12 protein-coding genes are annotated in these 12254 nt (G+C 66.3%); 10 read left to right on the top strand and 2 right to left on the bottom strand.

Features of this window, described 5'->3' with window-relative positions:
* Nucleotides 1–4: 4 nt before the first annotated feature.
* The gene (locus AC1DOQ_RS22675) at nucleotides 5–1000 is read right to left on the bottom strand and encodes a YheT family hydrolase (RefSeq protein ID WP_477369433.1); all 996 of its coding nucleotides are present in this window, start codon (nucleotides 998–1000) and stop codon (nucleotides 5–7) included.
* A 70-nt stretch (nucleotides 1001–1070) separates the two neighbouring features.
* The gene (locus tag AC1DOQ_RS22670; protein WP_052234051.1) at nucleotides 1071–1265 is read right to left on the bottom strand and encodes a zinc-finger domain-containing protein; all 195 of its coding nucleotides are present in this window, start codon (nucleotides 1263–1265) and stop codon (nucleotides 1071–1073) included.
* A gap of 214 nt (nucleotides 1266–1479) precedes the next feature.
* Between AC1DOQ_RS22670 and AC1DOQ_RS22665 the strand changes: the two genes are divergently transcribed.
* The 10 genes from AC1DOQ_RS22665 (at nucleotide 1480) to AC1DOQ_RS22620 (ending at nucleotide 12142) form a co-directional block, all read left to right on the top strand.
* The gene (locus AC1DOQ_RS22665) at nucleotides 1480–2223 is read left to right on the top strand and encodes an AzlC family ABC transporter permease (RefSeq protein ID WP_477369365.1); all 744 of its coding nucleotides are present in this window, start codon (nucleotides 1480–1482) and stop codon (nucleotides 2221–2223) included.
* Nucleotides 2216–2560, top strand: coding sequence for an AzlD domain-containing protein (locus AC1DOQ_RS22660; protein ID WP_477369363.1), 345 nt, complete (start codon nucleotides 2216–2218; stop codon nucleotides 2558–2560). Before AC1DOQ_RS22665 ends, AC1DOQ_RS22660 begins: the two co-directional genes overlap by 8 nt.
* A 47-nt stretch (nucleotides 2561–2607) precedes the next feature.
* Entirely contained in the window at nucleotides 2608–3810 is a 1203-nt protein-coding gene (locus AC1DOQ_RS22655; RefSeq protein WP_477369361.1) for a phosphoglycerate kinase, read from the top strand.
* 57 nt (nucleotides 3811–3867) lie between these two features.
* Nucleotides 3868–5337, top strand: a complete 1470-nt coding sequence (gene pyk, locus AC1DOQ_RS22650) for a pyruvate kinase (protein WP_477369359.1) — start codon at nucleotides 3868–3870, stop codon at nucleotides 5335–5337.
* A gap of 174 nt (nucleotides 5338–5511) precedes the next feature.
* A complete protein-coding gene (gene fba, locus AC1DOQ_RS22645; protein WP_477369357.1) occupies nucleotides 5512–6576 on the top strand; it encodes a class II fructose-bisphosphate aldolase in 1065 nt (354 codons plus the stop codon).
* Between the two features lie 174 nt (nucleotides 6577–6750).
* The gene (locus AC1DOQ_RS22640; protein ID WP_477369355.1) at nucleotides 6751–7647 is read left to right on the top strand and encodes a phosphoribosylaminoimidazolesuccinocarboxamide synthase; all 897 of its coding nucleotides are present in this window, start codon (nucleotides 6751–6753) and stop codon (nucleotides 7645–7647) included.
* Nucleotide 7648: 1 nt separating this feature from the next.
* Nucleotides 7649–8155, top strand: coding sequence for a 5-(carboxyamino)imidazole ribonucleotide mutase (purE, locus tag AC1DOQ_RS22635; protein WP_477369353.1), 507 nt, complete (start codon nucleotides 7649–7651; stop codon nucleotides 8153–8155).
* Nucleotides 8156–8161: 6 nt separating this feature from the next.
* A complete protein-coding gene (locus AC1DOQ_RS22630) occupies nucleotides 8162–9358 on the top strand; it encodes a 5-(carboxyamino)imidazole ribonucleotide synthase (protein WP_477369351.1) in 1197 nt (398 codons plus the stop codon).
* Nucleotides 9355–10425, top strand: a complete 1071-nt coding sequence (locus AC1DOQ_RS22625) for an L-threonylcarbamoyladenylate synthase (protein WP_477369349.1) — start codon at nucleotides 9355–9357, stop codon at nucleotides 10423–10425. The genes AC1DOQ_RS22630 and AC1DOQ_RS22625 overlap by 4 nt, the downstream gene beginning before the upstream one ends.
* 205 nt (nucleotides 10426–10630) lie before the next feature.
* Nucleotides 10631–12142, top strand: coding sequence for an alpha/beta hydrolase family protein (locus AC1DOQ_RS22620; protein ID WP_477369347.1), 1512 nt, complete (start codon nucleotides 10631–10633; stop codon nucleotides 12140–12142).
* Nucleotides 12143–12254 lie beyond the last annotated feature (112 nt).

Genomic DNA, 12254 nt, shown 5'->3' with positions numbered 1-12254 from the left:
GGTGTCAAGCTTGGCATAGTCGGGATGGCGCCGGCGCGCGCGTGCGGGCCTGCCCGTGGACCTCGTCGAAGAAATGCAGGATGCGGCGCGGCAGCCAGTCGTTGCGGCCGGGGAAAGGGCCGGCCGGGAAGCCGACGTGGCCGCCGGTCTGCGGATATTCGAGCGTGACGGCGGGCGATGCCGTTTCCGGCAGGTGCTTGCCCGGCAAAAAAGGATCGTTGCGGGCGTTCAGTACCAGGGTCGGCACGGTGATGTCGTGCAGTACGTGCTTGGCGCTGGCGCGGTGCCAGTAGTCGTCGGTGTCGCGGTAGCCGTGCAGCGGCGCGGTGACGACGTTGTCGAAGCTGTACAGGTCGCGCGAGGCGAGCAGGGCGGCGCGGTCGAACAGGCCGGGAAAGCGCTCCAGCTTGGCCAGCGCCTTGGGCTTCAGGGTCTCCAGGAACATGCGCGTGTACAGGCGGTTGAAACCGCTCGACAGCGCAGCGCCGCCGGCCGCCAGGTCGAGCGGGGCCGACACCGACACGGCCGCATCGACGATCCCGGCGCCATGCTGCTGCTCGCCCAGCCAGCGCAGCAGGGCATTGCCGCCCAGCGAGACGCCGGCCACGTAAAAGGGACCGCCGAAGCGCGGACGCAGGCGGCGGATGATCCAGTCGAGTTCTTCGGCGTCGCCGGAGTGATAGAAGCGCGGCGCCAGGTTGGCTTCGCCGGAGCAGCCGCGGAAATGCGGGATCGCGCCATGCCAGCCGCGCGCCTGGACAGCCGCCATCAGGCTGCGCGCGTAATGGCTGTTCGACGACCCTTCCAGGCCGTGGAACAGCAGTACGACCGGAGCGCCGGGCTGGCCGTCGACGAAATCGACGTCGATGAAATCCTGGCCGCAGGGCGTATCCCAGCGCTCACGCCGGAAGGCGACGTCGGGCTTCGCGATGCAGACGGCCGGGTAGATCGTCTGCAGGTCGCCGCCGGGCAGCCAGAACGGCGCCCGATAGCCGGGCATGCCCTCGAACAGGGCGCTGCACTCGGCGCAGTAGCGGCTCACGGCCGGGACGGGAGTAAAGAAGCGGCGATCAGTGGTGCGACAGTACGGTGCCCGGCTTCAGCTGGTACTGGGTGCCGCAGTAGGGGCACTTGGCGTGGCCGTGATGATCGAAATCCAGGAAGACGCGCGGGTGGGACGACCACAACGGCATCGCCGGGTTCGGGCAGTAGGCCGGCAGGTCCTTGGCTTCCAGTTCCACCACAGGAATGGTCTTCTCGTTCATGTTGTTACTTCTCCGTCAATGCGAATAGTCGAAGCCATGATTTTAACGGATTCGCACTGATTGCCGGAATGGTCCGGTAGAATAGCAGGCCGATTACTGTCGAGTAGTTTTCCCTCCAAGGAATTCTCTCGCACTATCACCGATCCCGTTCCATGCTCGACCGCCACCCGTCCGCCGCGCTGCTGGTTCCCGTTCAATGTTGCAGGAAAGCGACATGAACCAGTTGCAGCCGGACTCCCAGGTGCTCGACCCGCAGGCGGAGGCGCGCGGCTGGCGCGAAGGTTTCCAGACCGGTTTTCCGACCCTGTTCGGCATCGGCGCCTGGGGCATGGTGGTCGGGGTCGCGATGGTCAAGAGCGGCCTGAGCGTCGCCCAGGCCAGCGGCATGACCCTGGTCGCCTTCGCAGGTTCCGCCCAGCTGGCATCGCTGCCGCTGATCGCCGCCGGCGCCCCGATCTGGGTGATCTTCCTGACGGCCCTGGTCGTCAACCTGCGCTTCGTGATCTTTTCCGCCCTGCTGGGGCCGCATTTCTCCCACCTGCCGCTGTGGCAGCGTTTTTATCTCGGCTATATCTCCGGCGACGTCTCGATCGCCCTGTTCCTGCAGCGCTATCCGAGCTCGAGGCCGGAGCCCGGCAAGCTGGCCTTCCTGAAGGGCCTGATGTATCCGAACTGGGTCGCCTGGCAGATCGGCTCCCTGATCGGCATCTTCCTCGGCAGCGCCGTGCCGACCGAATGGCAGCTCGGCTTTGCCGGCACCCTGGCCATCCTGTGCATCATGGTGCCCCTGATTATCAACAGCGCGGCCCTGTGCGGCGTGCTGGTGGCCGGGGTCACGGCGGTGCTGGCGCACGGGCTGCCGTACAAGCTGGGCCTGCTCGCGGCGGTGGTGGCCGGCATGGGTGCCGCGATGGTCTACGAAGAGACCGTGCAGAAACGCCGGGTGCGCCATGGTTGACTGGGAGATCTGGCTCATCATCCTGGTGCTGGGCGTGGCCACGGCCTGCACCCGCAGCACCTTCTGGCTGGTCGGCCACAAGGTGACGATCCCGCCGCGGGTCCAGGAAATGCTGCGCTATGCGCCGGCCTGCGCGCTGGCCGCCATCGTCTTCCCGGACATGGTGCTGGGTCCGCAGGGCGACCTGCAACTGGCGCTGGCCAATCCGAAGCTGCTGGCCGGCGTGGCCGCCCTCGCTTTTTACCTGTGGCGGCGGGCCATGCTGCAGACCATCGTGTTCGGTATGCTGGTACTGACACTGTTGCGTGTGTTTCATGTTTTCGGCAACAACGCCTAAGGTAGAATAACGTTTTTTCCACTAATCTCTACCGGATCCACGCTGACATGGCTGTCCTCAATTTCACCCGCTTGCAAGACCTGATCGACCAGGGCGCGCTGAAAGGTAAACGCGTCTTCATTCGCGCCGACCTGAACGTTCCCCAGGACGATGCCGGCAACATCACCGAAGATACCCGCGTGCGCGCTTCCGTGCCCGCGATCCGCGACGCCCTGCAGGCCGGCGCGGCCGTGATGGTGACGTCCCACCTGGGCCGTCCGACCGAAGGCGAATTCAAGCCGGAAGACAGCCTGGCACCGGTCGCCAAGCGCCTGTCCGAGCTGCTGGGCCAGCCGGTCGAGCTGAAGCAGAACTGGGTCGACGGCGTCGATGTTGCGCCGGGCCAGGTCGTGCTGCTGGAAAACTGCCGCGTCAACAAGGGCGAAAAGAAGAATTCCGATGAGCTGGCCCAGAAGATGGCCAAGCTGTGCGACGTCTACGTGAACGACGCCTTCGGCACCGCCCACCGCGCCGAAGCGACCACCCACGGCATCGCGAAATTCGCGCCCGTGGTCGCCGCCGGCCCGCTGCTGGCCGCCGAACTCGATGCGCTCGGTAAAGCGCTGCACGCGCCCCAGCGCCCGCTGCTGGCCATCGTCGCCGGCTCGAAGGTCTCGAGCAAGCTGACCATCCTGCAGAGCCTGGCCGACAAGGTCGACAACCTGATCGTCGGCGGCGGCATCGCCAACACCTTCATGAAGGCCGTCGGCCTGAACGTCGGCAAGTCGCTGATGGAAGCCGACCTGGTGGGTGAAGCGAAAACCATCATCGACAAGATGGCCGCGCGCGGCGCCACCGTGCCGATCCCGGTGGACGTGGTGTGCGCGAAGGAGTTCTCGCCGACCGCCGCCGCCACCGTCAAGGACGTGAAGGACGTGGCCGACGACGACATGATCCTGGACATCGGCCCGAAGACGGCCGCTGCCCTGGCCCAGCAGATCGCCCAGGCCGGCACCATCGTCTGGAACGGCCCGGTCGGCGTGTTCGAGTTCGACCAGTTCGCCGAGGGCACCAAGACCCTGGCGACCGCCATCGCGCAGTCGAAGGGCTTCTCGATCGCCGGCGGCGGCGACACCCTGGCTGCCATCGCAAAATACAATATTGCCGACCAGATCGGCTACATCTCGACCGGCGGCGGCGCTTTCCTCGAGTTCCTCGAAGGGAAGACCCTGCCGGCGGTGGAGATCCTGCTGCAACGCAGCGCCAAGTAGAAGCTGAGAGTGAGACCCTAGCGCAGCCCAGGCTGCGCTTTTATTTGAAGGATAACCATGTACCGTGGCACCAAGATCGTAGCAACCATCGGCCCTGCGTCGACCGATTTCGACATTCTCGTCAAGATGATTCGTGCCGGCGTCGACGTCGTACGCCTGAACTTCTCGCATGGCCGGGCGCAGGACCACATCGATCGCGCTGCCCTGGTACGCCGCGCCGCCGCCGAGTGCGGCCGCGAAGTGGCCATCATGGCCGACATGCAGGGTCCGAAGATCCGCGTCGGTAAATTCGAGCAAGGCAAGATCTTCCTGAACAATGGCGATCCCTTCATCCTGGACGCCAAATGGGGCGAGAACGGCGAGCTGGGCAACCAGGAACGCGTCGGCCTCGACTACAAGGCCCTGCCGCGCGACGTCAAGCCGGGCGACAAACTGCTGCTGAACGACGGCCTGATCGTGCTGGTGGTCGACAAGGTCGTCGGCAACGAGATCTACACCACGACCAGGGTCGGCGGTGAACTGTCGAACAACAAGGGCATCAACCGCCAGGGCGGCGGCCTGACCGCGCCGGCCCTGACCTCGAAGGACATGGAAGACATCAAGACCGCGATGAGCTTCCAGGCCGACTACCTGGCGATCTCCTTCCCGAAGAGCGCCACCGACATGGAAATGGCGCGCCAGCTGGCCAACATCGCCGGCGAGCCCTTCGGCCACAAGCCGATGATGATCGCGAAGATCGAGCGCGCCGAAGCGATTCCGGTGCTGCAGGAAATCCTGGACGCCTCCGACGGCATCATGGTCGCCCGCGGCGACCTGGCGGTCGAAGTCGGCAACGCGGCCGTGCCGGCGCTGCAGAAGCGCATGATCAAGATGGCGCGCAACTCGAACAAGCTGGCGATCACCGCGACCCAGATGATGGAGTCGATGATCGTCAACGCCGTCCCGACCCGCGCCGAAGTGTCGGACGTGGCCAACGCCGTGCTGGACGGCACCGACGCCGTGATGACGTCGGCCGAGACCGCATCGGGCAAGTATCCGGTCGAGACCGTCGAGATGATGTCGGCGATCTGCGTGGAAGCCGAGCAGTCGGAATACAACAAGCTGGAAGCCGACTTCCTGAACGTGCAGTTCACCCGCATCGACCAGTCGATCGCCTACGGCACCCTGTTCACCGCCCACCACCTGCGCGTGAAGGCGATCGTGGCGCTGACCGAATCGGGCTCGACCGCGCTGTGGATGTCGCGCCACTCGATCGACACCCCGATCTTCGCGCTGACCCCGTCGCAGACGACCCAGCGCAAGGCTTCGCTGTACCGCAACGTGCGCTCCTTCCACCTGATGCAGGAAGGCGGCAGCCACGCCGTGCTGCGCAAGGCCGAGGAACTCCTCATGCGCGAAGGCGTCGTACGCAAGGGCGACCTGATCGTTGTGACCTGGGGTTCGCCGATGGGTCAGGCCGGCGGTACCAATGCGCTCAAGATCGTGCGTGTTGGCGATGCTGAGAATTTTTTGAAGGAATCCTCGTAACACCCGTCGTTCCCGCGACCAACGTCGTTCCCGCGGAGGCGGGAACCCAAGTTTGCATGAGCTGACGATATGCACGCAAACTTGGACCCCCGCCTTCGCGGGGGCGACGGGGGGCGCGGGCAACACTGACGGACGAGGTTCCAACAGGTTTTTTTTATTGTTTGGAGCAAAACCATGGCACTCGTATCAATGCGTCAACTGCTGGACCACGCCGCCGAACACGGCTACGGCCTGCCGGCTTTTAACGTCAACAACCTGGAGCAGGTCCAGGCCATCATGGCCGCGGCCGACCAGACCGGCAGCCCGGTGATCATGCAGGCTTCGGCCGGCGCCCGCAAATATGCCGGCGAAGCCTTCCTGCGCCACCTGATCGACGCCGCCGTCGAGGCCTATCCGCACATCCCGGTCGTGATGCACCAGGACCACGGCCAGTCGCCGGCCGTCTGCATGGCCGCGATCCGTTCGGGCTTCACCTCCGTCATGATGGACGGCTCGCTGGAAGCCGACGGCAAGTCGGTCGCCTCCTACGAGTACAACGTCGAAGTGTCGAAGGAAGTCGTCAAGTTCGCGCACTCGATCGGCGTGACCGTCGAAGCCGAACTGGGCGTGCTCGGTTCGCTGGAAACCATGAAGGGCGACAAGGAAGACGGCCACGGCGCGGACCGCACCATGACCCGCGAAGAGCTGCTGACCGACGTCGCGCAAGCCGCCGATTTCGTCGCCAAGACCCAGTGCGATGCGCTGGCGATCGCGATCGGCACCTCGCACGGCGCCTACAAGTTCACCCGCAAGCCGACCGGCGACATCCTGGCCATCGACCGCATCAAGGAAATCCACGCCCGCATCCCGAACACCCACCTGGTGATGCACGGTTCGTCGTCGGTGCCGCAGGAACTGCTGGCGATCATCCGCGAATTCGGCGGCGACATGAAGGAAACCTATGGCGTGCCGGTCGAAGAGATCCAGGAAGGCATCAAGCACGGCGTCCGCAAGATCAACATCGACACCGACATCCGCCTGGCGATGACGGCCGCGATCCGCAAGTACCTGTTCGAGAATCCGTCGAAGTTCGACCCGCGCGACTACCTGAAGCCGGCCCGCGAAGCCGCCACCCAGATCTGCAAGGCCCGCTACATCTCCTTCGGCTGCGAAGGCATGGCTGCGAAGATCAAGCCGATTCCGCTCGAGAAGATGGCTGAGCGTTACAAGGCTGGTGAGTTGTCGCAGATCGTGCAGTAATCGTGTAGGTGGGCACCCCGTGCCCACGCGTGACACCGGCAACACGCGAACGGCACGCGTGGGCGGAGGACCGCCCACCCTACAAATGCGGCAGCGCGTCAAAAATGACGTAAAATGTCGCACTCCCCACCGGCGGATCCTCCGCCGGTTTCGCTTTATCAAGATACTCCCTCTATGAAAAGCCTCTACCAATCCACTATTTCCTCCCTGCCACTGCTCGGCCGCGGCAAGGTCCGCGACAACTATGCCGTCGGCGACGACAAGATCCTGATCGTCACCACCGACCGCCTGTCCGCCTTCGACGTCGTGATGAACGAACCGATCCCGGGCAAGGGCATGGTGCTGAACCAGATGAGCGATTTCTGGTTCGAGAAACTCGGCCACATCGTGCCGAACCACCTGACCGGCGTGGCGCCGGAATCCGTGGTGGCGCCCGAGGAAGTGGATCAGGTCAAGGGGCGCGCCGTGGTCGCCAAGCGCCTGAAGCCGATCCTGGTCGAGGCCGTCGTGCGCGGCTACATCATCGGTTCCGGCTGGAAGGATTACCAGGCCAGCGGCGCCATCTGCGGCATCCAGCTCCCTAGCGGCCTGCGCCAGGCCGACAAGCTGCCCGAGCCGCTGTTCACCCCGGCCGCCAAGGCCGACCTCGGCGAGCACGACGAAAACATCAGCTTCGCCGACATGGAACAGCGCATCGGCAGCGAGCTGGCCAACAAGATCCGCGACGTCAGCATCCAGCTGTACAAGACCGCCGCCGACTATGCGGCCACGCGCGGCATCATCATCGCCGACACCAAGTTCGAATTCGGCCTCGACGACAACGGCGTGCTGCACCTGATGGACGAAGTCCTGACCGCCGATTCCTCGCGCTTCTGGCCGGCTGATTCCTACGCGCCGGACATGTCGCCGCCGTCCTTCGACAAGCAGTTCGTGCGCGACTATCTCGAAACTTTGACCGATTGGCAAAAAACGCCGCCGGCGCCGCCGCTGCCGCAGGACGTCATCGAGAAGACCCAGGCCAAGTACTTCGAAGCCATCGAACGCCTGACCGGCGAGAAGCTGAAGGTCTGAGATGGCGGACCAGAACAAGCCATTGGTTGGCGTGATCATGGGTTCCAATTCCGATTGGGACGTGATGCAGCATGCGGTCGCCATCCTCAAGCAGTTCGGCGTGCCGCATGAAGCCCAGGTGATCTCGGCCCACCGCATGCCGGACGAGATGTTCGCCTACGCCGGCAGCGCGCGTGGCCGCGGCCTGCGCGCCATCATCGCCGGTGCCGGCGGCGCCGCCCACCTGCCGGGCATGGTGGCCGCCAAGACCATCGTGCCGGTGCTGGGCGTGCCGGTGCCCTCGCGCTACCTGCGCGGCGAGGATTCCCTGCTGTCGATCGTGCAGATGCCGAAAGGCGTGCCGGTGTCGACCTTCGCCATCGGCGAGGCCGGCGCCGCCAACGCGGCCCTGACCGCGGTCGCGATGCTGGCCGCCACGGATGACGCGCTGGCTGCGCAGCTGGAAGACTTCCGCGCCAGGCAGACCGCCGCCGCCAAGGCCATGACCCTTCCGCTCGATCATGAGTGATGCGTGATGAGTGACCAGTCTGTGAAACCGTTCCTGCCCGCTGCCAGCCCGTCCACCTGGCTGGGCGTGATGGGCGGCGGCCAGCTGGGCCGCATGTTCGCCCAGGCTGCGCAAGCCATGGGCTACAAGGTCGCGGTACTGGAGCCGTCGGCCGATTGCCCGGCAGGGCAGGTGGCCGAGCGCCTGGTCGAAGCCGGTTATACGGATGCCGCCGGCCTGGACGCGCTGGCGGCCCAATGCGCGGCCGTCACCACCGAATTCGAGAACGTGCCGGCCGACAGCCTCTCGCGGCTGGCGCAACAGGTCTTCGTGGCGCCGAACGCCCAAGGCGTGTCGGTGGCCCAGGACCGCATCGCCGAAAAATCCTTCTTCGTGGCCTGCGCGGACAAATCCGGCGTGATGCCGGCGCCGCACAAGGTGATCGCATCGGCGGAAGATGTCGACGCCATCGCCGACGACTTGTTGCCCGGCATCCTGAAAACGGTGCGCATGGGCTACGACGGCAAGGGCCAGGTGCGCGTGCGTACCCGCGAGGACGTCCGCGCCGCGTGGGAGTCCATGGGCAAGGTGAGCTGCCTGCTGGAGAAGATGCTGCCGCTGGCCTACGAGGTATCGGTACTGACCGCACGCGGCCATGACGGCGCCTCGGTCGTCTACCCGATCGCCGAGAACGTGCACCGCGACGGCATCCTGTTCACCACCACCGTGCCGGGCCCGAACGTGTCGCCCGCGTGCGCGCGGAAGGCGCAGGATGCGGCGCGCGCGATCGTCGCCGAACTGGGTTACGTCGGCGTGCTGTGCATCGAATTCTTCGTGCTGGCCGATGGCTCCCTGGTCGTCAACGAGATGGCGCCGCGTCCGCACAACAGCGGCCACTACACCATCGATGCCTGCGTGACCAGCCAGTTCGCGCAGCAGGTGAGGGCGATGGCGCGCCTGCCGCTGGGCGACGTGCGCCAGCATTCCCCCAGCGTGATGCTGAATATCCTGGGCGACGTCTGGTTCGACGGCGACGCTACGACGCCGCGCGAGCCGGCCTGGGATCAGGTGCTGGCCCTGCCGGGCGCCAACCTGCACCTGTACGGCAAGGACGATCCGCGCCGCGGCCGCAAGATGGGCCACGTGACCTTCGTCGCGCCGACCCTGCCTGATGCGCAGCGCCAGTTCGAAGCCGCCTGCGCCATCCTGGGGATCGCGCCGTGAACGAGCTTCAGCAGTCGGTGGAAGACGGCCAGGCCGGGATCGACGCGGGCGCACGCGCGCTCGAAGCCGGCAGGCTGGTCGCCTTCCCGACCGAGACCGTGTACGGCCTCGGCGCCGACGCCGAGAATCCGGCGGCCGTCGCCGCCATCTATGCCGCCAAGGGCCGCCCGCAGGATCATCCGGTGATCGTGCACGTGGCGCCCGGCGCGGCCCTCGATTACTGGTGCGCGGACATCCCTTCCGAGGCCTACCAGCTTGCCGAGGCCTTCTGGCCCGGCCCGCTGACCATGATCCTCAAGCGCGCGCCGAACATTCCCGATGCCGTCTCCGGCGGCCAGGACACGGTCGGCATCCGCTGCCCCTCGCACCCGGTCGCGATCCGTCTGCTGCAAGCCTTCAAGGGCGGCAGGGGAGGCGTGGCGGCGCCGTCGGCCAACAAGTTCGGCCACGTCAGCCCGACCACCGCCCAGCACGTGCGGGATGAATTCGGCGCAGACGTCGGTGACGGCGGACGCATCGCCGCGGTGCTGGACGGCGGCCAGAGCGAGGTCGGGATCGAATCGACCATCGTCGACCTGTCGCGCCTGCAGACCCATGGCCCGGTGCTGCTGCGCCCCGGCCACATCTCGGCCGAAGCGATTGCCGCGGTGATCGACCAGCTGCCGGCACGTCCGGACGCCCTCGGGGCAGACCCCTCGGCTCCGCGCGCATCCGGCACCCTTGAATCGCACTACGCGCCGCACACGCCGGTGGCGATGCAGGATACGGCCACCCTGGCCGCGACCCTGGAGCGCCTGCATGCCGCCGGCCGCAAGGTTGCGCTGATCCACTATTCGCCGCTGCCGCCGGCGCACGCCGAGATCGCCCTGCCGGCCACGCCGGACGGTTTCGCGCACGCCCTGTACGCGGCGCTGCGCGCGATGGACGGCGCCGGTGCCGACCTGATCCTGGTCGAGGCCCCGCCCCAGGACGGCGCCTGGCTGGGCGTCAACGACCGCCTGCGCCGCGCCGCGCACGGGTCGACCGGGATCGTGCACGGACTGATAAACAACACTACCGAGCTCTGATACAAACGAAGACTTCTCAAACGGGCATGTAGAAGGCATGCTTGTGGGAAATTGAGTGACGCGCGACCCGCGCCATTCCAACGTCGTCCCCGCGAAGGCGGGGACCCAAGTTTGCTCGCGCTATCGAGACGCAAATAGAACTTGGGTCCCCGCCTGCGCGGGGACGACGTGTTTTACAGCCTCGTTTTGTCAGAAGGACATCCCCATGCGTTCGCTCCCTACCCTGGGCCTCAGCCTCGGCCTGGGCATCCTGCTTGCCGCTTGCAGCGGCGGCACCACCACCGGCGGCACCCCAAGCGGCGTCGCCAATCCCGATCCGCTGCCCGCGCCCATCCGCGGCAGCCTCGTCGGCCAGGCCTCCTCGGTCGCCGTGAGTGTCGGCGGCAATAGCTTGACCACCCTGTCGCCGTCCGTGCTGGCCGGCTTCCTGGAGTCGGCCCAGAGCGGCACCCTGGCCGTGGCCGGCCAGCCCCAGTGTTCGGTCTCGGTTTACCGCGTGCACTACAACACCATCGGCGGCGCCGGCGAGGCGACCGATGCCAGCGCGGCCATCTTCGTGCCTTCCGGCGGCGGCAACTCCTGCAGCAATTCGCGTCCGGTACTGCTGTACGCCCACGGCACCTCGCTGCAGAAGTCCTATGACATGGCCGACATCGCCAACAACACGGAAGCGCGCCTGGCGGCCGCCGTGTTCGCGGCCCAGGGCTTCATCGTGGTGGCGCCCAACTACGCCGGCTATGGCGGCTCCTCGCTGGGCTATCACCCCTACCTCGACCGGGTGCAGGAATCGGCCGACATGATCGATGCCCTGCGCGCGGCGCGCAGCAGCTTCGGCGCCATCGGCGTACGCGACTCCGGCAAGCTGATGGTCACCGGCTATTCGCAGGGCGGCTTCGTGGCGCTGGCCACCCAGCGCGCGATGCAGGAACTGGGCAACGCCGAGTTCACGCTCACCGCCGCAAGCGGCATGTCGGGGCCGTATGCCATCTCGCGTTTCGGCGACGACCTGTTCGGCGGCGCGCCGCGCGACGGCGCGACCGTGATCGTGCCGACCATCATCAACGCGGCCCAGCATGCAAGCGCGGCGATCTACCGCACGCCCGCCGAGGTCTACGAGGCGCAGTACGCCTCAACCATCGTCGACCTGGTGCCGGGCACCCTGGGCAGCAGCGAGCTGGTCAGCCAGGGCAAGCTGCCGGCCACAAGCCTGTTCGCAGCCGACTCGATGCCGCAGGCGGCCGGCTATACCCAGTACTTCGGCGCCAACAACCTGGTCCGCAGCGACTACCGCGCCGCCTACCTGGCGGACATGGCGGCCCACCCCTGCGACCAGAGCGCGGCGGCGCCCCTGGGCTGCGCGCCCGCGCACAATCTGCGCAAATGGCTGGTGAGGAACGACCTGCGCAGCTACCTGCCGCTTGCGCCGACCCTGCTGTGCGGCGGCCATGACGATCCGACCGTGCCGTACTTCAATACAACCGCGACCGCTGCCTATTTCCGTGCCCGCGGCGCGGCGATTACCGAGCTCGACATCGACGACACGCCCAGCCTGAACGATCCCTACCGTTCGGCCAAGGCCGGCTTCGTCGCGGCCAGGACCATCCTGCGCGCCGCGAATGGCGATGCCGCCGTCGCGTCCAGCTACCACGCGGGCCTGGTGGCGCCTTTCTGCATGGCGGCGACCCGTGATTATTTCCAGTCGGTACTGTCGCGTTAAGGCTTGATTCGAATACATTTTTTTACATATGACAAGCCCGGTGGCGTTGCTATAATCGCCAGCGCCCACCGGCTTCATCGGTACTCTGTTGCAAATATTGTTGCCGAGACAT

The organism is Massilia sp. 01N417, assembly GCF_056399645.1.
This window is presented reverse-complemented; position numbering and strand designations above follow the sequence as displayed.

What these genes read in the sequence shown, in the direction of transcription:
- AC1DOQ_RS22655 (WP_477369361.1), top strand. Translation starts at nt 2,608, where the DNA reads ATGGCTGTCCTCAATTTCACCCGCTTGCAAGACCTGATCGACCAGGGC.
- AC1DOQ_RS22640 (WP_477369355.1), top strand. Translation starts at nt 6,751, where the DNA reads ATGAAAAGCCTCTACCAATCCACTATTTCCTCCCTGCCACTGCTCGGC.
- AC1DOQ_RS22665 (WP_477369365.1), top strand. Translation starts at nt 1,480, where the DNA reads ATGAACCAGTTGCAGCCGGACTCCCAGGTGCTCGACCCGCAGGCGGAG.
- AC1DOQ_RS22675 (WP_477369433.1), bottom strand. Translation starts at nt 1,000, where the DNA reads ATGCCCGGCTATCGGGCGCCGTTCTGGCTGCCCGGCGGCGACCTGCAG.
- pyk (WP_477369359.1), top strand. Translation starts at nt 3,868, where the DNA reads ATGTACCGTGGCACCAAGATCGTAGCAACCATCGGCCCTGCGTCGACC.
- AC1DOQ_RS22620 (WP_477369347.1), top strand. Translation starts at nt 10,631, where the DNA reads ATGCGTTCGCTCCCTACCCTGGGCCTCAGCCTCGGCCTGGGCATCCTG.
- AC1DOQ_RS22660 (WP_477369363.1), top strand. Translation starts at nt 2,216, where the DNA reads ATGGTTGACTGGGAGATCTGGCTCATCATCCTGGTGCTGGGCGTGGCC.
- fba (WP_477369357.1), top strand. Translation starts at nt 5,512, where the DNA reads ATGGCACTCGTATCAATGCGTCAACTGCTGGACCACGCCGCCGAACAC.
- AC1DOQ_RS22630 (WP_477369351.1), top strand. Translation starts at nt 8,162, where the DNA reads ATGAGTGACCAGTCTGTGAAACCGTTCCTGCCCGCTGCCAGCCCGTCC.
- AC1DOQ_RS22670 (WP_052234051.1), bottom strand. Translation starts at nt 1,265, where the DNA reads ATGAACGAGAAGACCATTCCTGTGGTGGAACTGGAAGCCAAGGACCTG.
- purE (WP_477369353.1), top strand. Translation starts at nt 7,649, where the DNA reads ATGGCGGACCAGAACAAGCCATTGGTTGGCGTGATCATGGGTTCCAAT.